This window comes from Paenibacillus sp. FSL F4-0236 (assembly GCF_038000135.1).
In the GTDB taxonomy this organism is placed as follows: domain Bacteria; phylum Bacillota; class Bacilli; order Paenibacillales; family Paenibacillaceae; genus Paenibacillus_AQ.
Genome location: NZ_JBBOBK010000001.1, coordinates 2,615,197 through 2,640,990 on the forward strand (window position 1 = coordinate 2,615,197; position 25,794 = coordinate 2,640,990).

Genomic DNA, 25,794 nt, shown 5'->3' on the forward strand with positions numbered 1-25,794 from the left:
AAAACGAAGATCAATTGAAATCAGACTATCAGCTAAAGTGACTAAAGTCGATCTCCTTATAAAAAGAACCTGCATCTGTCAGCAGCACTTCATGATTAGGCAAGATAATTGTAATCGCCGAACCGGCTGACCAGTTAGCTTCAAAATGGAAGCTTTTATGTCCCGCTTCTGAACGGATTTCCCATTTTACATGTATTGGACCCAGACTTGTGCTTACGATTCCACTGGCCTGTTGCAGTTCGCCGCAATGTGGCTTTATGGTTATTCCCTCTATCCCTTGCCGGACACCCAATATCCCTCTTGTGAACTCAGTGATCGGCAGCGCGCTCCAGGCGTGACAGTCACTTCTGGTTCCAACAGAGTCCATTTCTGGGAGTGTAGTGAGGTTCAAATCCAGCTGTTTCATCCAACGAGCCCATAGTCTGAAGGAGCGGTCATACCATCCGCAATGTTCCAACGCGCGAAAAAGATAATAGCTCATCGGCAGCGAAAGTTTAGCCAGTGATGTGTCAGCCATTGTAGCCTCTAGTAGTGCTGCCCCCTCTACAGCGTCCACCGTGCCAGCTAAAATCGCCCAGACCTGCGTATGCTGGCTCAGCTGCATTTCCGCTGTTGCCGCCGGACTGTCGCGGAACATCAAGCTGTTCGATTGGCGACAGCAATCCAGTACCGCAGCGTTGACCGCGGCTTTGCGCTGGCGCAACTCAGATGCAATCTGCGTCCACCCGCTGGCGGCAAGTAATTCAGCCGCTTGCTCCAACGCGGCTGCATACATCAGGCTAAGCACGGTTGCAGGTGCATCATCCGTACAGTCTGGTGCACCAAGTGGCCATTCTTCTACCCAGTCGAAATAATTCCAATATTGGCGAGGTGTTCTGTCCACCAGACCCTGCGGTGTCAGTCGCTGATCGAACCAGTCCAATACAGATAACAGTGGCAGTCGGTACTGATTTACGATATCCAAATCTCCAAAGGATCTATAGTGGTCATGAATCATCCCGATCCAATACAAGGAGAAGGAGGGAATGACCTGTGGCAGCACGGAGGGGTAGCGGCTTTGCAACATGCCGTTTGGCAGCTGCGAAGCCCTATAATCTTCCATTGCCCTCCGTGCCAATCGGTCGTCTCCTGATAACAGGTACGTAAATTCCATCATTAGTTTGGTATCCATGGTATATTGCAACTGTTCATAATACGGCGTATCCTCGTAGGTCTCATGCATGCAGCGTTGTAGTGTTCGGACACTCAGCTCCCAGAGCTGGTTATATCGTTCATCGTTGCAATGAAAGCTTCCTTCCGGCAGCAAAGGATATCCGGTCTCCCGATAACTGAAGCCGGATATCGTCAAAGGCTCAGCTCCAGTATTCACCTCCAGCCGGACATACCGGAAAGTACGAAACCAGAATGGCTCATAGCATTCCATCTGCACCGAGGTGCCATAACCGGCTGGATGGTAGCTGTCATAACCGCCTCTTAACACATGCTCCCGCATATCATCGCGGACAGCTTTGCGGCGGATCTCGTCATCCCCAGTCTCTTCTTCGTAGCACTCGGCGTAAAGCAGGGTGATCCGGCTACCTTTACCCCCAAGGAGCTTAAGCTGCGGATAACCTGTGATTAGCTCACCTGCATCCAGCTCCAGCCAAAGCTGCTGCCCCGCTTCCACATGTATTCCTGCTAATGGCAGGGCAACCTCACTAGCTTCATTCCGCAGCTCCAGACAATGCCCGTTTTCAAATAGGGCATCTCCTTCACCACTGCTGCTCCGCATCAGCTTTAGGAAGAGCTGCTCCCGCTCATACAGCAGCGGAATCGGACGTTTGTCCAGTTGCCATGGGGTCAATTGGCCATAATCATCCCGCACCGGCTGTACAATCCTTGCGGCTAACCAGGCGCTGTCGTCATATTCCGGCAGTGTCCAATCCAGCAGCGCTACGTCCCCCTCCACCTCTTCCAATCCGCCCATCCAGCGCATAATCGGAAACGGCTGGAGTCTGTAGCTGTGGTCCCTAATGCTTTTCCATGAGGTATCTGTATTCAGTTCCTGCACAAGCTGCCCATTGTTCATAACTTCCGCTTCTACAAGCAAGCCGCCTTTTTGCGAACGCCAGATGGATAGAGGTCCGTCTTCCCCCAGCTCAAAGGGAGATGTCCCTGCATAATGAACTACCATAACAGCAATCACATTTATACCTGGTTGCAAAACGTCGTCTAAACTGAATTCCTCATAATATTGTACATGTCCATGACCCTTACAAGGACCGGCCCATAAACGCTGCCCGTTAACAAAGAGTCTGTAGCGGCTGTCAGCAGTAATGGCCAAGTTTAGACTATAAGCCTTCCCGGCTCCAGCTGGCAGCTCAAACACTTTGCGAAAATATACTCGCTCGTGTTGCTGTTCCCAACTAGCTGTTCCTTTCTCAACCAAAGGCCAGATCCAGCGTGCGTTCCAGTCTCCCCATTCTTTTGCTGCCATGTAATGCACATCTCCTTTATCAATTAGAGTAGATTTCGCAATCTACGCAGAAACGGCATCGCCGCCCTTCAGAAGGACGACGCCGCCGTTTGACTGTGTTTATTTCACCTTGTCGAGATAATCACGTTGGAATTCTTCAGCAGCCTTAGTCAAAATCTCCAGTGGATCTGCGTTTTTGTCCGTTAGGACGGTTTGCAGTACAATATCCAGCTTCTGGTACAATTCCTGAGCGTTGACCGGCTCTTCTGCCCGCATGCCTTTACTGCCGTTGTCCATATAATCACGGAACAAATCCAAGTTTACATTGTTGTATTTGTCGAGAATCTTCTGTTCTTCACCGATCCGTTTCTCATCTGTCCAAATCCGTAGTCCGTAAGGGCCTACGATCAGACCCTGATCACTCAGTGTCTTTTTCTCGATATCCCAACCAGTTAATGCCTCTTCTGAGGACTCCGGTGTGAAGCCGTAGGTTTTTAGCCATTTGAATCCAGCATCAATCTGCTCAGGGGTTACATTAGGCGAGAACATATATAGACCACCGCCGAGCAGGGTTACAGGCTTCCCGATGGGCCCGATTGGAAGTGCGGACATTGCCACATTGTCTTTAGACATTTTGGTCTGCTGCTGGATGACTGGAGGCCAGTCATTCATGCCGAAGCTCATAGCGACTTGATCGGTTCCGAACATGCGGAACATGTCATTCGTAACATCCACCAGATTATTGTCCGGCAGGACATCATATTTCCATTTCAAGTCCTTCACATATTGCAGGGCCGCCGCTGCCTCTGGAGAATTGAACACCGCTTGCCATTTTCCATCCACCTGTTTCTCGAATTCCGCGCCGTAAGCCCAAGCAATGTTCATGAACATCCAGCCGCCCTGGCCGCTTTTGGTTGGCAGGAATATTCCCACCTTACCGGTCTTTTGCTTGATGATCTGCGCAGTTTGTGCTAGCTCTTCATATGTTTTAGGGAACTTTGGTATGCCCTTATCGTCCAGCAGTCCAGCTTCCTTGAAGAGATTCATATTGTACAGCATCCCCATCACGTAGCCGTCCTTCGGAATCCCGTAATATTTGCCGTCCTTGGTCACCATCTTCAGCAGATCTGGATTGATCGCTTTGTCATAGCCATATTTTTTCATCGTATCCGTGATATCTGCCGCGTAATTTGCCTTAATGATTTTGCTAGTTTCTGTAAAAAAGGTTTCGTACACCGTAGGAAGCTGACCGCTAGCCGCTTTAGGCAAGAAAGAGCTGACATCATAACCCCATTCATCCTTGTCCACAGTGATATCTGGATAATTAGCTTTCATCTTCGCCATGAGCTGCTCATACTGGGCAATTTTGGCTTCCTCATTCGGCTTCGGCCAGTTGCTGACCTTGATCGTCACCTGTTTGTTGCTCGCTTCCTCCGTATTCACTCCGGCGTTCTCTTCTTTGGAGCCTCCGCAGCCAGCCAGACCGGCCGTAAGGAGCAGCGTTAGCGCAAGTGTAGCTGTAATTTTTTTGGTGTGTTCGATTCTCAATGTAATTCCCCCTAGTCTTATTGTTAAAGCATTCTTCACAACATGTAAAGCGCTTTCTTTTAAATCTGAAATCATCTTACCACGCACCTTCTGCAGCACCCTACGGGGCAAAACTGTGAAATGGTTTGTGATCGGGTGATGTTACCCTTTAATGCTGCCGCCCATGGATTGTCCGTTCATAATGTACTTTTGGAAAAAAACAAACAGAATAATCGGCGGCAGAATCGCAAACGTCAGCGCAATAAACTGAATGTCCTGCGGCAAAGTCGCTTTCAGATTATAGATCGCCACAATGACCGACCAGGTCGATTTATCCTTCAGCACCATAAAAGGCCAGAAGAAGTCCTGCCAGACACTGTTCATCGTTAGTATCGTAATTGTGGCCATAACTGGTCCGCTAAGCGGGAGGATTATCCTGATAAAAATGCCGATGGTGCTCGCTCCGTCAATTTTGGCCGCTTCCAGCAGCGCCAGTGGTATGGTATCAAAAAAGTTCTTGAAGATCAGAATTACCACTGGATTCACGGCAGCCATAAACCACATCGGCCAGTAGGTATTGGTCAGATTCAAGTGCAGCAGTGGAAAATCAATCAGGTTTTTGAACAGCGGTACCATACCGACTGTATTCGGAACCATCATGGTCCACACGATCAGAGCAAACAGCAGTGCACTCCCTCGAGGCTTCAGCTTGGAAAAAAAATATCCTGCAAGCCCGTTAAACGTAAGGCAGAACAGTACAGAACCGACGGCTAAGTAAGCCGTATTCAGATAATAACTGAGAAAGTTAAATTCCTGCCAGGTCTCCCATAGCTTGCCAACATTGAATGAGCGAGGAATCAGGGTGGGCGGGATCGCATAGAACTCTTTGATGTCTTTAAGACTCGAAACCATAATCCAGACCGGAGGCAGAATACAGACGGCGGCAAGCACAATCATCAGAAAGAACATGCACCAGTACAGAACGCGCACCCAAGGTGATCTATATTCTATATTCCCGATAATACCAAATGCTTCTTTTGTTTTCATAGCTTCTACTCCCTGTTCAATTTCTTATCCAGCCGGAAATAAATAATAGTTAGCACCATCAGAACAAGAAAAGTAATAACCCCCAGCGCCATGGAATGCCCTGCTTCAAAACTTCGGAACGCATAATAATAGCTTTGCAGCATCAACGTCATCGAAGCATTGTTTGGCCCACCCTCGGTCATGACCAGAGGCTCGTTGAAAATCTGGAATACACCGCTGATCTGCAAAATCATCATCAATCCGATCATGCTGGAAATTTGCGGAATGGTGATGCTTTTAAATCTCCGCCATACATTCGCACCGTCGATGGAAGCCGCTTCGTACAGATCATGATTAATGCTTTGCAGACTGGCTAGATAGAGCAGCACCGTTCCCCCGAAATTCCGCCAGGTAATCGTGAAAATAATCAGCATAATCGTCATGTCCGGGTCCTGAAGCCACTGCTGCACCGGGAATCCCAGAGCGCTCAGCATAATATTCAGCACGCCGCCCTTCCCAGGCTCAAACAGAAACATCCATAACATCGAGGCAGCAATGCCGGGAACCATGCTCGGAAAAAAGACCGAAAAGCGAAAAAACGATTTCCCATGCCTGAGCTCATTGATCACAACTGCGACTATAATGGGTACAGCAAAACCGATCAGCAGCGACCAGAACACATACACGAAAGAGTTGGTCAGTGTCTGCTGAAATGCTGAGTTCTGTATCACATCCTTGTAATTCTGCAGTCCGGCAAAGCTTACGGCATTATAACCCTCTGTATTGAAAAAAGAGAGCACAATGCCCTTGACCAGCGGCTGCCAGGAAAAAAAGAAAAAGGCAAACAGTGTAGGGACAATTAATATCCAAGATGACCAATCTCTAAATAGACGCCGCACAGGATAACCTTTCTTTTTCTTAGTCATTAAAGAATTTAGTTCAGTGGTTTTTCCAATCATGCTCCTGTCCTTCCTTCCTCCCGAAGCCAAGAATTCACTCCGGTCAGGCGTTGTATAGTTGTTATATTTAAATGATAGCGCTTCCTACAAAACCTCGAAATCCGGTAACCCTGCGAAAGCGTTTGTAAAGCTACTTATTTTGCTGGCAAGCAATCATGCGAGAAATATAAAAGATTGTGTATGGTATGAACCTTATACTTTCTTATATTTCAAAAAAAAAGCGATGTACGCACCGGAATGGTCGTACACCGCTTATGTTCATGGTATGACGTTTTGTTTAGGCCTCACTTAGCCCTGAGCTAATGCATAGGACGGCTGCTTCCGCTCGAAATGCTTCGCTCGCCGGATTGGGCTGCTCCTCCAAAATGCGGAGTACCGCCTGCGGCTCCACGCCGGGCTGCGGCACACGGGATGGAGATACTACGTTCCAGTCCTGTTCACCCTTGAGCCTGTAAGATAACTCATAGAGATAATAACCCGCATGCTGCCCGTCAGCGAGTTGACTTACCCCATCCTGCCACGAGCAGAGTTCAAGAGGATGCTGTTTGTCAGGTAAAACACCGGACGCGAGGGTAATGCACTCATTACGGACTACCTGCTGCTTCTGTTCCCAAGCCTGCTGATCTAGGATTCCCAGCTCTAGGCGGTATTCCATTCCCGGCTCTCCATAAAGAGTCCAAGCCACTGGACTACCCACCGCTACGAACTTCGGTGCCTCCAGAAAAACTGGCTGATGAACCGGAACAAAACGTTCCGTCTGCTCCCACTCGCCCACAGCTGGACTGCGTCTGCGATAATGCACCGTCCCCGTGAATTCAAGCTCCTGTTCCTGTAGTATAGCTTTTAGACACAGAGCAGCCTGCTCGTAAAGGTCCGTGCAGTTGTTATGCCCGAAGCGGTAGCCGATCTCATGGCGAAGTGGAATGCCGTGACTCCGGACCAAGGCCGCGAAGGCAAAGCTGAATCGGCTGAGGGTAAAGGCATCATGCGTGCCATGGTTTATCAGTAGCTTAGTGCCGCTCGCTTTAAGACCGTCTAAGAAGAAATCGGATTCCAGTCCGGTCGTTTCCCGCAGACTTGCAGAGTCACCAGCTCCCGTAAGTGTCTGTAGCAGAGTCTCGATACCTGATCTTCCGGTCTGAGGATGCCGCCAGTCCTTCTTCCAGATATCCCGGTAACCGGTGTCCACCTCTGCCACATGCCAGATCAACGGGCATGCCCCTTCCGCAAACTCACGGGTAAGCCCATTCAGAATTAGCGGAGGTGCATAACACAATGTGTACCGCACCCGGTACGGCAGCCTTAGAGGATTGCCTCCCGCCAGCAACGCGGTCAGCCCACCGCGTGAGCCACCCACGGCCACAACCTGCTCCGCATCACCACCATAGCTATCTTGGCCTCTGGCAATTGCCGCACCAATCCCGGCGTAAATGGAGCTTTGCAGGGAGCGGCTGCCGATGTAACCTCCACCGTTCCACAGAACACCAACAATACCTTTGCCTGTGCTGGCTAGAGTCTTTCCGATGATTTCCAGAAATGAGGGACCTACAGTGCTGAAGGTATTTTCATTGGCATCATAATAACCGTTGAATAACAGCGGATAGCCCTTAACACTTTTCGCACTCCAATTGGGCGGCAAAATATAGGACGCAAGGCTATGCTGACCGTTCTTCGTAACTAACAGACTGCCGCTGATGAGCTGAAACACAGGCGCATTGCTTAAAAGAGCCCCATCGTCAGCGGATTCATTACGGTAGACCACCGGATACCCGAAGGTCTTAAGGATACGGTCGCTCAAGGAGATGGCAACTAAATCATCTACTGCATAGAGACTGTAGCGGTCACCAATATAGCGTTCAAATTGCGGGGTTTTAAGTTCTTTATCCCCTTCGTTACTGCCGAAGAACTGATAATCTTCGGTATTGTATACATAAGGGCTATCTGGATCGTTATTATAGAGCCGTACATGCTCAGCTACAACCTTCTCTCCAGCTTCGTCCATCCGCAGGGTCCCGATGCCGTCGGTCCCACCATAACGGAAGCCGCCTTTCCCCTCAGCAGCACTGTTATCCCAGTGTGACACTACTGGAAGCGTATTGATCAGTAACGGACTGACCAATACGAACACTCCTTCCTCTGAATTCTGGGTTCCTTCCGCCTTTTCAGCCTCGACTGTATCCTCTCGCAGGGTTGACCAACCGGCTTTGTGATAAGTTACTTCACCGCTCCGCAAGCAGGCTAGCAGTAGTTCTGCGTTGTGCAATTTTAAGTAATCGGCCACAGCCCTAGTAACGGGTAGAGCAATGGGTTCAGATCCACCACTCAGAATAAAGCAACTTAGCGGAACGTATTTCCCCGGTACATAACACAATGATTTACTCATAAATTCCTTCTCCTCCATCTGCTGGTATCGTATCGCCATGTGCTGTCAGAAACGAGCAAAATTTAATTTCTGGCAGACCGTCGGTACTACAGTAATTCTCCCCAGCCAGAAATCCTCCCGACAGTTTCGGTGTGCAAGTAACCGTCACCTTCCTTTTTTCTCCTGGAAAAAGGGTGAGGAACTGTTCTTCTGCTTCCATCCAGTAGCGGTCCCCCTTCTCCTCTGCATGTACATGTAACAGTACTTCACTACCAGTATTATGGAGAGTGAAGTGAGCTTGGTGACTTATCTTTCCTACACCAGTAGGTTGCCATAAGCTTTCCTGCCGCACCTGAAGGTTGCCACCTGTAAGATCAAGTGCTGGGGCATAAAGATGTTGGTTAGCGGTAGAGAACACATATAAATTTTGCTGCGATTCTTCTTCAATGTTCCGGAATGACAATCTGACAAAATATAATAGATCCTCAGGCTCAGGCACGCTGAAATTCAACTCCCCAACACAGACAGCACGATCTTTGTCTCCTTCTGCCTCGAAGGTTTGCCGATATAGGCTTCTGCCCGTTGCATCTAGCACTTCTGCATCAACCTTTACCTTGCCTCCATCCACACCATGCACGAATACATTTTCATGAAATCTAGTACCAGGCGTTAAAAGTAGGCTGCGATAATCTAGCGATGCATGCTGCGGACGGAAGGCTTGTTTCACCCAGTGGTAAGCCATCTTAGTTTCACCATAATAATCTACAAGATTGGTGCAAGACACATTCGGCCATGGCTCGTTGAACTGCCAGACAATGCTGCCGCTGTTCCGGAATTTGCGGCGACGGTTAGCCTCCAGCACGAAGCGGATTCCTTCAGCCTGCATCCATTGGCTGCAAGCGGAAAACTGCTTCAAATCATTCATGCTACCGAACATTTCCTCTTCACGGCTTAGCGTATCCCACCACTCCCCGTGATGTCTCCATACGGCGCTGTTCTCCATCGAGACAGGCTGCTGGTTGGCTTCATTCAGAAATTTCTCTAGGCTTTTGAGAGAACTCAGACCGTCCACTCCAAATTCGCTATGCAGCAGATTATCGTTACTGCCATATAATTCGTAGTGATAGGGGTTGCCCATATACTTCCAGTAGCCATGAACATCATGCCCCTGGCCGTTGGCTTCCGTAATATACTCCACCGGACCAGATGCCGAGGTCGGCAGAAAGAGCCGCTGCGGATCATACTGCTCTACCAGCCCCTTTAGCATCGCCAGATTGGAATCACTGAGGTCTGAAGGCTTGTTTGGTTCACTCATTAATTCATTTCCACCGCTCCATACCGTTAGTGATACATGATTGCGTTTGTCGCAGAGTGCGGTGCAAGCCGTCTTACGCAGCAGTTCCAGGAACTCTGGCTGCTTGGATGGAATATTATCAATGCCAGAACTCGATTGGATGAACTCCTGCCAGACCATAATGCCGTTTACATCACATAAGTCGTAAAACGCTTTCTTCTCAATGATTCCACCGCCCCATACCCGAATTAGGTTGATATGTGCCGCTTTCATAAGATGGATCATCTGCTGATACTGTTCGACCGTCACATTTCCGTAGAGATGATCCAAGGGTGTCATATTTACCCCTTTTATATAAATCTTGCACCCGTTGATCACAACCGTATAAGGTAGCGCGTTGTCGGGGCTTCCTTCATTAAGGATATAATTAAGTTTGCGGATGCCTGTCTGTAAGCTTCGTGTATCGAGCTCCATATCGTCTTCGTCCATTAGCTTCAACTCAAGGCTGTAGAGCGGTTGTTCTCCGTAACCGTTTGGATACCATAGCTGAGGTTCAGGTATTTCGAGCTCCGCGTTCACAACTTCTCCCGCAAGAACAGAGTACGACTGAACCAGCAGCGGATTCCCCTTCGGATCAGAACAAGTGATGCTCGCTGTCAGCCTCCCTGTACGTTCAGGACCAGCCATCTGTTTGATGCTTGCCTGAATAGAAATTCGACCAGACACCTGCCCGTCATTCTCACCAAGCTCTGCATCTGTAGTGATCGACACGTCTTGCCAAGAACAATCCAGGTGAACTCTCAGTACCACATCATCCCAGATTCCGACGTTAACTAACCTGGTGGAGAAATCCCATTTATAATTAAAACGGCTCTTCTGCGTAAAGGTGGCCGAGGTTTTGCCGATTTGCCCCATTTCATCCGGTGCTTGCTTCAGTAGCACTGAGATTTCCAGACTCTCCCGCTCCGAGAGGAGATCTGTAACATCGAATACAGCCGGCTCGAACATTCCCTTATGTTCACCCAACTGGATATTGTCGGCGTAAACAGCTGCTTCATAGTCTAGCCCCTGAAAGACCAGTTCAACTCGGGATGCCTTCAGCTCAGGATGTTTCAAAGTCGTGCGGTAAACCCACCAACGGTTCTCTACCCATTCACAGCTTAAGCTGTTCAACTCTTCATAAGGATTGCTAATCCAGCCCTGTCTGTAGAGATCATAATGAACTCCACCCGGCACAGTAGCTGGCATCCAGTCTGTAACTCCCATCAATTCCTGCCCCAGCTCCATGCTGGTGCCCTTTAACGGCACCCAAGGCCAGTACCCTTTGACTTCCCACTTTAGATCGTTCAATAATATTTGTTTCATGTCTTCTCCCGTTCCCCCAAATCCTGCTTAATTTGGCGCTGTTCATGACTAAGAACGGCTCTGGCGCCATCGGTTAATGCGCTTACAATTCTATTCATCTAGCTTCATTACCAATGATAGCATCGGGTTATCATTTTCGAAGGCCCCTAACCCTGTGAAATCGTTTGTTAATCTGCGCAGTTGCAGCTAAATACAAACAACCATTCTAGAACCAAGCCGTTTGTAGAACGCGAAAAAGGAGTTCCCTCAAGCCGTGAAAGGCCACTGGGGATCTCCTTTGCTTTTTGTTTGGTTTGAGATTCAAGAACTCCTGCAACGACGTAGCACCTATCGGACTGAGATGACCCTAAGCGTAGTATTATTACACTTTTGGAATGCTGACGGACCCTATAGTCGCTATTCGCATAAAAAACTCTGTAATTGAGCTTCTTTCTGAGCAATAGGTTCACTGGAGTCCGAAACTCTCACAAGCTAGAGGATGATTACACTGTTGAAGTTGAAGTCTGCCTCCTGACTAGCACCAAAAGAGCAGCGGTTCTCTCGTGACTTAGAGAATCGCTGCTCTGCTGTTAAACGGGCCATCGTATATAAAGAAGCACTGTCCCTGTGTTCTGTTCATCCATATGAAATACAATGAAGAGTCTTAGAAACCCCCTACTTGATTAACTCAAGAAGCTCGTTAACAGTTGCTTTGTATTGTGGTTTGAATGCTGCGGATTTCATGTAACCTGCAAGGCTTGATAAGAATTGTCTTCCTTCAGGCGTATCGCTTACCTTGTCTGCATCTAAAGCGCACACTAGTAAGTTGCCTGCTCCTACGCTGCATTCCACGAGGAAACTAAGCTTATGATTTCTTTCAAAATTGTCGATGGTCTGCACCACGGGATTCCAACAGCGATCAGCTTCATCCATGATAATAGATTTTGAGTGCTGAACGATATTCCACCATGGATATGTTGAATACTCCTCGGTAGGGAACTCGTGGAATACAGGATGGCTGTTATCAATTAACAGCCCCATGGTACCCACAGGAACTGGCCGGTTCATGCTCTCTGAGATAGAGCGGAACATTGGGTAACACCAGAAATCTGTGCAGTAATAACCCTCGACAGCATTTTGGAGAGTTTCCGGTTTCGGCATCAGCAACACGTTCTCGCCTTGCTCCAGTAGTGCAAGCGCATCACTAGACAGCTTGTCGAATACATGGATGCCTTCCAGCATATTGCCGCTCTTTTCTGGGTAAATCCATAGATCGTAGCTCTTACGAATATCTGTCCCCTGTATCGAGAGAGACAATACGATTGTACTCATCCGGTCAACTACAGGCAGCGTTATTTCCAAATCGCAGATATCGATGTAATTCGTTCCTGCAGGAACGTTCACCTCGCTTGTACCTTCTGCCAAAATACCATTATCCACAGTCAGTTCCCAACGTAATTCAAGTGTATCTGGCAAACCGCTGCGGAAGCAGCTTAGCTCTACATGAGCATCGAACGGTTCACCGGAGACATAGTTATACTTAGGAAATCTCGCCAGCAGAACGGCATCATTACAGAAGGTTCGCCATTCCTCAGGGCTAATCATTCCTTTGGAATCCATAAAGGCGTCGAGGACACCTACTAATGCTGTTCCCTGACCGCTGAAATCCTGGAGATCCAAGAGCTGGAAGCCGGCAAGCCGCCGGGAGCGGAATGCCGCCTCGAGTTCCTCTTTGTAACAGGCTACGGCCAGCTGCCCTGAACATTCAAAGTATTTAGCGGCTAAATGCCCCAGTCCCTTACTTTCCAAGCGTTCACGGAAAATTTTGAAATTCTCGGCCTTGAGTGGTCCGTTGTATTTTTCGATCTCTTCAAAATTTGGATAGGTTGCGTATTGTCCAATCTCATGCGAAACAACAGGAATGTGCGGTATCCATTCTCCGGAAGCCTCATCTGCTTTCACGGTCTTGGCTTCGGTACCATACTGAATCTGGATCTCACCGCCAGCTGTATCTTCCATCTTCTCTCCATTCAAGAGATCCAAAGGTACGATCTGATCATCATAATCCTTCAATGTACTCGGCAAGGCAGTCTGTACATGTCCTAGTGGTGCATCACACATGGCATAAGAACCTCTGAACAGTCGGTCTCTGGAAAAGCGTACCCCACTGAAGAAATCGTCATGTTCCAGAATTTCCGGTACCCATTGGTGGTTATTGGAGCCCTGTGTATAGAGAATCCGTTTATCGAACGCTTTATAGTCCTTCAGGAAAGAATCAATTTTAGCTTTACTGCCCCATAACTCATTACCAAGGGACATCATCACGAAGGAGGGATGATTGCCGAAGGCCTGGAGAATGGCATAACCCTCACTGATCAGATAATCCTGCTCTGCTTGATTATGGCCATCATCGGTTTTTTCCGTAATTGTACCCCAGAATGGAAGTTCTGGTTGCATATAGATCCCAAGCATATCCGCAGCGGTAAAAGCAGCCTCCGGTGGACAGCAGGTATGGAAGCGATAATGATTGATACCGTAGGACTTGGAAATGCCAAGGATTCTTACCCATTCCTCGACATCAGTAGGGGCATAGCCGGTGAGCGGGAAGATCAGGCCGTCATGTTTGCCGCGGAGAAAGGTTTTCTCTCCGTTGATTGTAAACTTGTCGCCCTCCGCTCGGAATTCCTTCAAACCAAAGATGAGCTCCTGTTGGTCAGTAATATGTCCATCCCTGTCTTTCAAAACAAGGGTTATATTATAAAGATTGGGAGCGCCTTCACTCCAGAGCAACGCGTTTTGTCCTAGCACATAATCGACGGAAAAAAGCCCCGGTGAAACAGGAAACTCACGCTCGTCCACCCCGTGTGTCTCTTCACTATTGAAGCTTTGGGCAGACACCGCAAGCGTAGTTTCACTGTTGCTGTCCAAAATTGCTGTAATACGAACCGTACGTGCAGCCAGATTCGACTCCAGTCGGATATTTGTAAGCTGCGATTCCCCATAGAACTGAAGCTCCATACGACCGGTAATTCCATTCCAGTTGGTCTGGGTATCCTGTGAAGTCAAATGTCCGCCTTTGGTTGGGTAATCGATATTGTCCACACGGACGGTGATTGTATGAATTCCAGCTTGTAGCTTCGGCAATTCATATATATGCGGGGTGTTCAGACTATTACGGCTACCGATCTCCGTATTGTCCAGCCAAAGCGTCGTAAGTCTCGTCCGTTCCAAAAATAGATAGCAGGCCTTACCGGCCAGCTCATCCGGAATGAATACCTCTCTTGCGAACCAGACTTGCCCTTCAAACAAATATTCATCGGTTAGAGCGCTTACTAAAACTACCTCGTTCTTTGGTCCTTTACGTGCGTATGACGTTGTTCCCGGCAGTGTGATAACATCGGTAAAAGGCAAGGTTAGTCCCTGTTTTGTCTCATCCAATTGCAACTTCCATTCGCCTTCTAGGTTGATCTTTGTCTGCAAAATATCACTCCTATTATGGTGATCACTGATCTATAGCAGTATAATGCTCTACTATATAAAGCTTAGCATATTAAGCCAGATAATTCAGTAGAGTGGTTAACACTCATTTGAATGACGACAGGTCTAATCTTACAATATAGCCGGAGCATGAATGTGCCTGATGACAAGATTTAATAGTAATTTCAGAACAATAAAAAAAGCCGCAATGAGCGGCTTTTGAATATAATTTATTACACATTCTCCAGCATGAAATTCCCAATTTCAATCAAACTATCTTCCGCTTGCGGTGTGACCCCCACCTGATCGGCAAAGCCGTGAGAAAGTCCTTTGTACCGTACCGTTTTCACTTTGACGCCCGACTCCTTCAGCTTTAAGGCATATGCATCATCCTCAATCCGCAGAAAGTCATATTCGCCAAACAAAATAATGACAGGCGGCATCCCTTTCAGATCTCCTCGCAGCGGGCTCACATGAGGGATTGTATCATCGGGCACGCCCAGATATTCACCTAAGCCGACAGTTCCTAAACCACCGCTCAACAGATCCAATATAGATCTAATTTCTTTTTCCTGAGAAGGGGATATTTCATAAACATCTCTGCGCTGCATATGTTCCTGCATACCTGCTGCGTCCACGCTTGGATATAGTAGTGCCTGTGCCTTTACCATCTGCGTTCCTTCATCCCGATCTTTCATTGCGCATACCGTGGCTAGATTCCCACCTGCAGAATCACCGGAAATACAGATGCGATTCGGATCACCATTAAATTCTTCGGCGTGAGCATATATCCATTTCAACACGGTATAACAGTCGTCGAGCCCAGCGGGGTATGGGTTCTCCGGAGCTAAGCGGTAATCAACCTGAATCGATACACAGCCCGTATTTGCAACCACAAGCTTGCACATCTCCTCTACTACTTCGGGTCCTCCTGCTACGAAACCGCCTCCGTGGATGTAATAGAACACTGGCTGCAACTCTCCACTCTTCTTCTGCGAAGTGTAAATTCGCACCGGGACAGCAACATCACCGTTTTGAACGGTAGCATGCCTCACATCAACACCTTCAGTAATCGGAATGCTGTTCACGCCATTCATCATCTTGCGCATTTGAGCTGCACTTTTTTGGATATTTTTCTTTCGGCTGCCTTTCAACATCATCTTAACCAGCATTCCCTTGAAACCTTTTAGGATTGACTCCATACTTTGATAAAAGCGAGGATCCAGCACACCAGGCTCATCGGTTTCAGGAATAGGCTTAATCAGGATATCCAGTCCATTTTCATTAATTACATGTTGCCTTTCAAGCATCGATGTAAGAAGCTGTTGCGAATATTTACGTTCCATGATGATTACTCCTTTTCAAATGTTGTATGGTAAAATGATTTGCGGCGATTTGTATTGGTTGCCATAACTCAATTATAGGTTTGGGTTTGCAGAAAAAATATCGCATTATTTCTTTTGTTATATCCTTCTTTTATCATTATTATTGAAAGCGATTTCAAAAATGATGTCGAGAGCAAAAATACAATATAAAAAACAAAAAAGGACAACACTAAAGTCATCCTTGTTATACTATTCTCTATTTAACGTGTTAATCTAATCACTTGTACCTCATGTGGTTGTACAACAGCATTTACCACAAAATTTGCTGTCACTTGCAGCGAACGTATTTGAAATAACGGCAGGGACCGACCTTCAAGATAAGACCATTCTTCTGGACGCATGTCCTTAGGTGCCCCCATATTCAACCATTCATCAAAGGCGCTTCCCCCAGCCGGACCTACTGAATACCTTCGCTCTGTATAAACACCCGTCGTTAAGCCGTCTAGACGAATGTGATACTGACGGGTATTGCGTATATTGAACACGTTGTAACGTTCGGTTTGAGTCAAGTGAATGGTATGACGGTAGCGATATAGAGTATCATAATGACAATAATTATATAGGAATATCTGTATTTCACCTTTCGAGGAAGTTATAAAATACCCATCACCTTCAGCTATCAGACCGCTTCCTGCATAACGCAACAATTGCAGCGCCCGATAACAGCTTTTGGGCAAACCTCCGCGAGTGAATAAACCAAACCCGCCATGAAAAAGATCCGACGAAGGAACAATTTCCTCCATATGGTCACTGAGCGACCAGTATCCCATAGCCTCAAAGTGGTCGTAATTCTCCAGAATATTTTTGAAAAGAAAAGCAGATTTGTAGGAGGTATCATTACACAAATCACGCTGCCATATGTTATTACTCCACTCTTCAAGAATTACAGGCAGACTAGCGAAACCACGTTGACGCAACAGCTTTTTGACCTTATGTAACGCGTGTTTCATAAACTGTTCATCGCCGCTTACCGCAAGTGGAAAAGCTTCATCCTCTGCCATGAGCTGAAGACCAGTGTCTTCCTGACCCGGTAAGATGCTGTGATAAGCACGTAGAGCCAGAGAGTCGGGCAAACAATTCCCCTTACTGCAAGACACTAGGAATTCGCTGATAAAATTACTAGAATCAATGTTGCTTCCTGGACCAACAATATGTAGCTGCGGATCGATAGCACGGATGGCGTGGCTGGTTTCACGGTAAAGCACCCAGTATTCTTCCATGGTAAACACACCATATCCTGAAAACTCTGGACTCACAAAAGGAGCAAATCTCCATTCCCGCACGGACTCAATCCCATACCGATCAATGAAATGCCTAATAAGGGAAGTCACAAGGTCGAGCCATTTGTCTAGATGCTCAGGCATAGAAAGGATACTTGGCCTCTTAAATGGAAACACGGCTTCCCTCGCTAATGCAGAAGGCATATAACTAAATTCAACATAAGGCTTTAACTCCACTGAAAGCATGAAGTCCAGCACCTCATCTACATAAACAAAGTTATAATCTGCGCTACCAGACATTTTCCTGACATACAACATCATGTCATCGTCTAACAAACCTTTGCAGCGCATATAGCGAAAGCCAATCTCCTTTTGCAGCTTTCGTATTTGCGCCTGTACCGCGCCATTCAACAGATCCTTGGCGTAACCTGCATTAATCAACGTCCGCCAGTTATGACTCAGCGTCCGAATCTTACGGCCAGTGTCCACATGAAGATCATATCCCTCATTGACCTGAGGTTGGACAATGGAGTGCTCGTTGTGATGCAAATGCCGCATTAGTGAAGTGAAATCGGTCGAAAATCCCGCTGTGACCATTCTGTTCTCCTGTGGATCTGTCGCATCATGCTCATTTACTAGACGGTATTGCCCTGGTGTAACACCAAAGCGCCGTTTGAAGGCGTCGATCAAAGCGTTGGTACTTGGAAATCCAACTTCTGAGGCGATGTCCGTGATCGTTCTTTCACTACGAAGAAGTGCCACTGCCTGACTCAGTCTGACATTTGTAAGGTAGGCAGTAAAAGTAAGGCCTAGCTGTTTCTGAAATAAATGGGACAGGTAGGAGCTACTTAAATAGATAGTAGAGGCTAGTCCACTCAGAGTAATATTTTCCCGATAATGTCGGTGGAGATAGTCGGTTGCTTTGCGCAATCTTTCCTTACTTGAGGATTTGGAGGGATCCTTCTGCTTGTTCTGCTCCAGAAAAGTATGCACTAGACTGTTCAGCAGTACACCTACACGACTACGCATTAGTATAGGTAAACGGGATTCGTTTTTGTAATAGGCCTGGAATACACTGGCGAACTCACTTCGGATTACATTAAAGCGAGCTTGTTCGTCCTTAGGGTATAGAAAAGACTTACACTCTATAATTATACTTTCAATCTCAGGACAAAAAGCTGCCAAAAATGCCGGCGAGATAAACAGCGATAGCGCCTTGCCCGAACCTTTCATATTTAAAGCGTGCAGTTGGTAGCTATTCAATACAATAATGTCATCCTGCTGAACTTCATAAGTAAACTGATTGTCATCCAACTGTAGTACCCCAGTTCCCTGCAAGATGTACATTACCTCAAGTTCTTGATGCCAGGAAGCGATAGCGTCTTCAGGGAGATTAATTGAAAACCTGAAATCCGAGGCTATCAATGTATTTTCTTGCATACCTAACCTCCTATTCTTTATCTTAATAGAGCCTTGCCTCATCCAAAATCCTATCATATAAACCCATGAAATCAAGTTTACTGTCTTATTGATAACGAAGGTTCAGGTTGTTTTTAGTGTCTTTTTTACAATCAATATAAAAAGCACCAGACTAATAAACCCAGATATAGCACAAGTAATAAATACCATCCGATATCCCATAAGCTGTGAAACAAATCCAAGTAGTATAGCTCCTAAACCAATTCCTAAATCAAAAGCAGTAAAGAATGTAGCGTTCGCTACACCTCTTTTCGCTGGTGGGGCTAATCGAATCATCGCTACTTGAAGCGCTGGTTGAGCTGATCCGAATCCAATTCCGTACAAAATAGCTGTAATAACCACTCCAGCAATTCCTTTAGTCATTGTTAGGACGAATAGTGCGACTATCAATATGAAAAGAGCAGGTACAATAATGACCCCTTCCCCATACTTATCGGATATCTTCCCTGTAAGTGGTCTAATTACTGTAAGTGTGACTGCATACACTAAGAAAAAAGTACCCGTGTTAACTTCAATATTTGCCGCAAACAGTGGTAAAAAAGTTGTAATACCACCAAAAGTAAATGATAAGAAAAATGTAACGATAGCGATAGGTAAAACTGTTTTTTCATAAAATGATATTGGTTTTTTTGATGTGTTTTGAACTGTTGGAATTTTTGCACCAAATCCAAGAATGAATGCAATCAAAGCTAATGCTGTGCATAGAAGAAATAGGTAATGAAATGAATAAGATTTTGTTACCCAAAGACCAATGATTGGTCCTAACGCCATACCTAATGTCATTGCTAGTCCATACCATCCCATTCCTTCTCCACGACGAGATTGTGGAATAACATCAGTCACAGCCGTTCCTATCGAAGTTGTAGCAACTGCCCAGCTGACTCCATGAAGGATACGTAATATTACTAAAAATATAATGCCTGTTACCCAATCATAAAAATACATGGTTATAGCAAAAAAAAGTAATCCGCTTATTATAAATGCACGTCGACCAAACCGATCCATTAATCCTCCAATAATAGGACGGAAAATTACTGCCGATATTGTAAACACTCCAATTATTAATCCAACTTGAGATTCACTTCCACCTAGTTGTTTGATAAACATAGGCAATGTTGGCATTAGTAAATAAAATCCACTAAATAGTAATAAAGCTGTAAGGGTCAGCATGATATAGTTTTTTGTCCATAAACGTTCCATTGTAATGTAATCCTTCTTTCTATCGACTTTAGGTAATCTCCAAAAATAGTGAAATAGGCGAATAAAAAAGCAGCACCACCGCTATAAAAGTGTTGGTACTGCCCTATATAGACTGATACACGCTTGGTTAGTTAGAACGTCCTTGATACTTTAACAGCTTTTTCAAGCCCTGCGACAATAATCTCTTCTGCCTTATCAGGGAATTGGCTGTGCCCTTCAATGATAATAGTCTCTATATTTTTCACACCAAAGAAGTTCATCATACTTGTTACATATTTAACAGCCATCTCTAAATCAACTTTTGGTCCCTCAGAATACACACCACCACTTGCGTTTAATAACACTATTTTTTTATTTCCAATAAGCCCTACTGGACCTTCTGGTGTATATTTAAATGTTTTGCCTGCGCGGTTTAAGTAATCAATATATGTGTGTAGTACAGCTGGGATGGTTAAATTCCATAAAGGGAACCCAAATACGACTTTATCAGCTGCAAGGAATGGATCTAAATACTTATCAGCAACAGCTACTGCTTTTGCTTCTTCTACTGTTAAATCTAATCCTCTACTAGACTTAAATGTTCCGTTAATCATATCTGCACCTACGTAAGGCAATTCCTCATTGTATAAATCCAGCTCTACTACAGTGTCATTTGGATGTGATTCTTTATAGCTCGCTAAAAAAGCCTCGAATAATCTAACACTAACCGACTGATCTGCTGGTCGATTGTTTGCTTTTACAAATAAAACGGTTGTCATTCCTTGTTCCTCCTGATGTGCACTCTTATGTTGTTTATAATATTTTTTTGAAGCTATACTCCATTTCTCCAGCCATAGCTTCAGGAGTATCACCAGTTACTCTGTAATCATGTGTATAAATTTGTTCGAACGTTCCAAAGTTCACTTGTTTATAAAATTCAAAACAAGGAAATCCATCATGTGCTCCTTGCATATTGACAGTACCATCCTTTTGAATATGAACTATTAAAAGATAGTCAACTGGAGGTGCAAATGCATTTAATGGATTGCTAGCACTTGCACTCATTTGAAACCTAACGTCTTCAGAGCCCCACACAATATCAGTGCACAAAATACCTTCTGTAGTAGCTTTTCCTGTTTTTTTATTAACAGAACCATCTGGAGTAGTGACTTTTTCTGTTGTAATACCAGTATTTGCATATGTGAAAATATCTTTTTTGTAAAAATCTACAACTACTTCTTGTTCCACTCTGGATCGCATAGCGTTGACAGCATAGGGTGTGAATTCACGTGAGTCACCTTCAAAATGGATTACGTTTCCTGTTTCTTCATCCTTCCTAGGATCAGTCCACGGTGTTGGAATAAATACACTTGCTCTAACTTTAACAATATTAGTCATGAGAACCCTCCATAATTTATTAATTCTGTTTCAGTGATTCCTGTTTCTTTCACAACAGAAAATATAGTCAACTTGATTGACTACTTTTCGCATAGTACAATGTATTTCGTACAAAGTCAACTAAGTTGACTTTATTTAAGGAGGTTTTATGTATGACTCAGGAAGTCTTTAGTGAATTGGATCTGACAACACTTTTATCATTATCCTTTAGTACATCAATTAATGAACTACATGATAGATTGCGTGAATTAGGATTTGCAGATATTAGACCTGTACATGGTTTTATGTTTAAGTGTATTGCTCCAAACGGAGCAACAGGTATAGAATTAGCCGAATATTTAGGAATTACGAAGCAAGCCGTAAGTAAAATGGTAGATTATCTTGAGAAAAGTGGTTATGTAATTCGCGAAAATCATCCCACTGACAAGAGAGGAAAAATCATTGTTTTGACTGAGCGAGGTTGGTTAGCAGTGAAAGCAAAAGAAGAAATACTAACTGAGATTGAGCAACGTTGGATTGAAATCATAGGTACTGAACGACTGCAGATGCTCAAAGATGATTTAACAACACTTGTATATAAAGCAAATGAAGATAAATCTACTATGAGATCAAGACCTGTCTGGTAAGTGTATGGTGAAGATTTGGTGTATGCTGCGATTCATCAAACCAAAAAGGGTAGAAGACTTAAAGATCTGTCTTCTACCCTTTTTGAAAGCTGATTATCTGCAGCATACATTTAGTATTTGTTCTGGGAAATTACTACTCTAAATACCCTTTGACTAAGCCCAGCGGCAATGGCTTGGGCTGCTCGCAGCTGGTTACCAGTTGAGCATATTGCTTAGAGTCGGAACTTGTATGGAATGCATGCATGATCTCAAGTACGTGATTGGCGAGTTCTCCGTTTGCACGAGGAGTCTCCCCCGTGTCGATGCAGTGTGCCATATCTGCTACTCCTATGCCTCTACTATTATCTGCATAATTGTAGATAAGTGGGATCTCTTGGAATTCCGAGCTGTGTGCCGGGCGTAAAAGGATCGGCCCTCCAAAGTTGTTAGGGTCCGGTACGATCAAGGTTCCTTGCGATCCGTAGATTTCGATCCTCGGTAAAGTACTGTGCCAAACATCAAAGCTGGTAATCATGGTTGCCACAGCGCCACTGTCAAACTCAATCGTTCCAGCAACATGTGTGGGCACCTCTACATCAATGACTTTGCCAAACTTTTTGTCGCTCGTGATCGTTCTATGAGCAAAGGAGGTTTTAGTGATGCCGCATACTGTTTTAGCTGGGCCTAGCAAAGATACTAACGCAGTTAGATAGTAGGGTCCCATGTCAAACATGGGTCCTCCACCGGCTTTATAATAAAATTCTGGATCAGGATGCCAGCTTTCATGTCCATGACAAAGCATAAAGGCAGTTGCTGCCACCGGCTCCCCGATATAACCATCCGCAATCAGCTTACTGCAGGTTTGCAGACCGCCTCCAAGGAAAGTATCTGGTGCGCAGCCAAGGTACAGGTTCTTTTCCTTCGCCAGACGAACTAGCTCAGTGCCATTTTCAAGGGAAAGGGATAAGGGCTTCTCTACATACACATGCTTGCCAGCTAGCAAGGCTTGCTTGCACACATCAAAATGAAAATTAGGCGTTGTTAGATTAACGACTATTTCAATCTCTTCCGAAGCAAGTAATTGTTCTGTCGTCCATACATGAGGAACGCCATATTTCTCCGCCGCTTGCTCTGCACGACCTTTATCCAGGTCGGAACAAGCATAAACCTCAGTATTAACGAAAGTCCCGTTCAAATTTTCAAAATAAATGCTGCTGATGTTACCGCAGCCGACTATACCTACCTTCACTTTGCGCAAGATCATTCCCACCTTATCTCAGTTTTAGTTAGCCGCCCACAAAAAGCCTTTTCGCATCAGTTCCTTGGCTTCCGGTATATCGAAAACGTCTGCATGATGGCCAAGTGAATTATAGAAAACCTTCCCTTTTCCCCATTTCTTCGTATATACAACGGGCATCGTGATGACACCATTTGCTGAATGCTCACCCTCACTCATTACAAACGTAGTTGTTGCCAAGACATCCACTGCAGGATCTACATGTAAATAATATTGTTCCGATTTCACCTTGAAGTCTTGGATGCCCTCCACAATGGGACTGGAGCCAGAATGCATGATATTAACTTCGTACTCTACCCCATCGTTAAATGGATGTGCTACCCATTGTGACCCGGTCAAAAATTGCCACTCTGTATTGTTACGGAAAGAGTCGCACATCCCTCCATGACAACCGGCAATTCCTACTCCAGAAGCTACTGCCTTCAGAACTGAGGATACCTGATCATTACTGATTTCTCCCATGGTCCATACTGGTACAATAAGGCTTAAATCCGTAAGCTTATCTACACTGTTGAAGCTATCCAGCGTATCAGACACTTCAACTTCAAAGTCTTCAGCCTCTAGAATGCCAGCAAAAATTGCGGCTACTTCATTTGGTCCATGCCCATCCCATCCACCTTTTACAATCAATGCTTTCTTCGTCATCCTGCAATCTCCTTTTCCTTTATATATGTAATCAACCTTTCGTCCATCTGATGAAATTGTAATCCAGATCAAAGAGGTGTGCTCGCCATTTCACTTGTAGGAATGGTCATTTTTTGCTAAGTTTTAGAGGTGAACCTAAAATTCAAACCACATGAACAGGAGATCTCATGAAAGCCTTTCACGAAAATAGAACTTACCATTCGACTTTCCCCTTCACTGTAATAATGTCTAATGATATTGATTTTCTAGCCCACTGGCATAACGATCTTGAGATAGTCTATGTATTTGAAGGTTCAATTCGGATGGGAATTAACTCCGAAACGAGGATCTTGAAAGCGGGAGATATGGCTATATGCAGCAGCGGAGACATCCACTACTATGACAGTAAAGACAGCAGCTCCAAGATAATGATGGTAATATTCAATCCTTCATTAATCGGCTTTCCTGGTGGATGGCCTTTGAATGTGAGGCTGACTTCCCCATTTATGGAGAAACGAGCTATACGAGAAGAAGAAGTGCGTTTCAACAACCGTCTTTCTCAGATCCTGCAGGAACTTATGGACGAATATAATCAGAAGCTGGAATATCATGAACAGGTAATCATTGGCCTTTTGCACGAGTGGAGCGGACTCATTTTACGGCATGTTCCCTTGGATAAGATTAATCCACAGAAAGATAAAAGGCGCATCACTAACATGAAGATTATGCAAGGGGTTCTTGAATACCTCGACGTCAACTACATGCATCCCATCACACTTGCTGACGCCGCAAGGCAAGCCAATATGAGCCTCTTTTATTTCTCCCGCTTCTTCAAGAGTCTTTCGGGTATGAGCTATATTGCATACCTTAGCAACATCCGAGTCAACCAAGCAGAACAGCTGCTGCTGACCACAGACAAATCCATTTTAGATATCGCACTGGAATGCGGTTTCACTAATATCCGTACCTTTAACAGAGTATTTAAACAGATTAAACAACGGACTCCAAGTGAATTACGTTAAGAGATACATGGTCCGTTATCTTATTAAGCAAACAAAAAAACGATGATCTTTTGGTTTAGATCATCGGCTTTATTTTAATATTCGAATGCACTAAGAGGGCGAAAAGGTCTACGTTTAAGTGACAAGCTTAACCAGTCTTCATTACTGAGCTCCAACTATTGGATGTGGAACATACAACTCTTCAAGGAATGAAATTTCTTCAGGTGATAATTTCACCGCTAGAGCATCTACTGAATCTTCGAGCTGAGCAATTTTCGTCGCGCCCACAATTGGAGCAGCTACAGAAGCTTTTTGCAACAGCCATGCAAGTGCGATATGAGTACGTGGTACGCCTCGTTTCTCTGCTAACGACGCTACTCGCTCAACAATTAATCGATCTACATCAGCGGTTGAATCATACTTTGATTTTTGAATGAGATCGGTTTCGGATCTGCGTGTTGTTTCCGACCAATCGCGAATCAATCTTCCTGATGCCAGAGGACTATAAGGAGTTACCGCAATTTTTTGATCCTGACAAAGCGGCATCATTTCCCTTTCCTCTTCTCGGTAGATGAGATTAAGGTGATTTTGCATGGATACAAAGCGAGTCCAGCTATTTTTCTCGGCCACATGTAATGCTTTTTGGAATTGCCAAGCATACATAGCAGACGCACCGATATATCTAGCCTTTCCAGACTTCACTACATCATGCAAGGCCTCCATGGTTTCTTCAATGGGTGTGTTATAATCCCAGCGGTGAATGATATAGAGATCCACATAATCGGTCCCAAGTCTCTTCAAACTGTTATCTATTTCGCTCATAATAGCTTTTCGAGAAAGCCCACCACCATTAGGACCTGGACGCATCTGGCCCCAGACCTTCGTGGCAAGTACAATTTCATCCCGATTCGCATACTCCTTAAGCGCACGTCCGATAATCTCTTCACTGGAACCACTTGCGTAAATATTAGCTGTATCAAAAAAATTGATGCCGAGCTCAAGCGCTCTTTTAATGATAGGACGACTGTTCTCCTCATCGAGCACCCATTGGTGCCCTCCAGGCAGCACTTTTCCAAAGCTCATACAACCAAGGCAAATCCGAGAGACGTCCATTCCCGTATTTCCAAATTTGATATATTCCATAAAGCAAGCCTCCATTTCT

General features: G+C 45.3%; 17 protein-coding genes. 2 read left to right on the forward strand and 15 right to left on the reverse strand.

What is annotated here, in order from left to right:
• Positions 1 to 28: 28 nt before the first annotated feature.
• From NSQ29_RS11910 to NSQ29_RS11965, 12 genes are all read right to left on the reverse strand, one after another.
• On the reverse strand, positions 29 to 2,476 hold the full coding sequence (locus tag NSQ29_RS11910) for an alpha-L-rhamnosidase-related protein (protein ID WP_341125141.1): 2,448 nt from the start codon (positions 2,474 to 2,476) through the stop codon (positions 29 to 31).
• Between the two features lie 99 nt (positions 2,477 to 2,575).
• Positions 2,576 to 4,003, reverse strand: a complete 1,428-nt coding sequence (locus NSQ29_RS11915) for an ABC transporter substrate-binding protein (RefSeq protein WP_341125142.1) — start codon at positions 4,001 to 4,003, stop codon at positions 2,576 to 2,578.
• Between the two features lie 141 nt (positions 4,004 to 4,144).
• On the reverse strand, positions 4,145 to 5,029 hold the full coding sequence (locus NSQ29_RS11920) for a carbohydrate ABC transporter permease (protein ID WP_341125143.1): 885 nt from the start codon (positions 5,027 to 5,029) through the stop codon (positions 4,145 to 4,147).
• A 5-nt stretch (positions 5,030 to 5,034) separates the two neighbouring features.
• Positions 5,035 to 5,934 carry a carbohydrate ABC transporter permease gene (locus NSQ29_RS11925; RefSeq protein WP_042193925.1) on the reverse strand — a complete coding sequence of 300 codons (900 nt, stop codon included), beginning with the start codon at positions 5,932 to 5,934 and terminating at the stop codon, positions 5,035 to 5,037.
• A 310-nt stretch (positions 5,935 to 6,244) separates the two neighbouring features.
• Positions 6,245 to 8,350, reverse strand: coding sequence for a hypothetical protein (locus tag NSQ29_RS11930; RefSeq protein WP_341125144.1), 2,106 nt, complete (start codon positions 8,348 to 8,350; stop codon positions 6,245 to 6,247).
• Complete coding sequence (locus tag NSQ29_RS11935) at positions 8,343 to 10,988, reverse strand: glycoside hydrolase family 2 protein (RefSeq protein ID WP_341125145.1); 2,646 nt, start codon at positions 10,986 to 10,988, stop codon at positions 8,343 to 8,345. Before NSQ29_RS11935 ends, NSQ29_RS11930 begins: the two co-directional genes overlap by 8 nt.
• 654 nt (positions 10,989 to 11,642) lie before the next feature.
• Positions 11,643 to 14,447 carry a glycoside hydrolase family 2 TIM barrel-domain containing protein gene (locus tag NSQ29_RS11940; protein ID WP_341125146.1) on the reverse strand — a complete coding sequence of 935 codons (2,805 nt, stop codon included), beginning with the start codon at positions 14,445 to 14,447 and terminating at the stop codon, positions 11,643 to 11,645.
• Positions 14,448 to 14,677: 230 nt separating this feature from the next.
• Positions 14,678 to 15,790, reverse strand: a complete 1,113-nt coding sequence (locus NSQ29_RS11945; protein ID WP_076299768.1) for an alpha/beta hydrolase — start codon at positions 15,788 to 15,790, stop codon at positions 14,678 to 14,680.
• Between the two features lie 239 nt (positions 15,791 to 16,029).
• Positions 16,030 to 18,489: a GH39 family glycosyl hydrolase gene (locus NSQ29_RS11950; RefSeq protein WP_341125147.1), complete on the reverse strand. Its 2,460-nt coding sequence runs from the start codon at positions 18,487 to 18,489 to the stop codon at positions 16,030 to 16,032.
• Positions 18,490 to 18,591: 102 nt separating this feature from the next.
• Entirely contained in the window at positions 18,592 to 19,728 is a 1,137-nt protein-coding gene (locus NSQ29_RS11955) for an MFS transporter (protein ID WP_341125148.1), read from the reverse strand.
• 131 nt (positions 19,729 to 19,859) lie between these two features.
• Positions 19,860 to 20,486 (reverse strand): FMN-dependent NADH-azoreductase, encoded by a 627-nt coding sequence (locus NSQ29_RS11960; protein ID WP_076299765.1) that lies wholly within the window; start codon positions 20,484 to 20,486, stop codon positions 19,860 to 19,862.
• 34 nt (positions 20,487 to 20,520) lie between these two features.
• Positions 20,521 to 21,105 (reverse strand): DUF3238 domain-containing protein, encoded by a 585-nt coding sequence (locus NSQ29_RS11965; RefSeq protein ID WP_341125149.1) that lies wholly within the window; start codon positions 21,103 to 21,105, stop codon positions 20,521 to 20,523.
• 152 nt (positions 21,106 to 21,257) lie between these two features.
• On the opposite strand from NSQ29_RS11965, the gene NSQ29_RS11970 reads away from it, so the two are divergent.
• The gene (locus NSQ29_RS11970; RefSeq protein WP_076286766.1) at positions 21,258 to 21,731 is read left to right on the forward strand and encodes a MarR family winged helix-turn-helix transcriptional regulator; all 474 of its coding nucleotides are present in this window, start codon (positions 21,258 to 21,260) and stop codon (positions 21,729 to 21,731) included.
• Positions 21,732 to 21,864: 133 nt separating this feature from the next.
• On the opposite strand, the gene NSQ29_RS11975 is transcribed toward NSQ29_RS11970, so the two are convergent.
• The gene (locus tag NSQ29_RS11975) at positions 21,865 to 22,968 is read right to left on the reverse strand and encodes a Gfo/Idh/MocA family protein (protein WP_340969497.1); all 1,104 of its coding nucleotides are present in this window, start codon (positions 22,966 to 22,968) and stop codon (positions 21,865 to 21,867) included.
• Positions 22,969 to 22,992: 24 nt separating this feature from the next.
• Positions 22,993 to 23,652, reverse strand: a complete 660-nt coding sequence (locus NSQ29_RS11980) for a ThuA domain-containing protein (RefSeq protein ID WP_341125150.1) — start codon at positions 23,650 to 23,652, stop codon at positions 22,993 to 22,995.
• A 224-nt stretch (positions 23,653 to 23,876) separates the two neighbouring features.
• On the opposite strand from NSQ29_RS11980, the gene NSQ29_RS11985 reads away from it, so the two are divergent.
• Positions 23,877 to 24,653, forward strand: a complete 777-nt coding sequence (locus NSQ29_RS11985; protein WP_341125151.1) for an AraC family transcriptional regulator — start codon at positions 23,877 to 23,879, stop codon at positions 24,651 to 24,653.
• Between the two features lie 141 nt (positions 24,654 to 24,794).
• Here the strand turns inward: NSQ29_RS11985 and NSQ29_RS11990 are convergent, their stop codons facing one another.
• Entirely contained in the window at positions 24,795 to 25,775 is a 981-nt protein-coding gene (locus tag NSQ29_RS11990; protein ID WP_339271403.1) for an aldo/keto reductase, read from the reverse strand.
• Positions 25,776 to 25,794 lie beyond the last annotated feature (19 nt).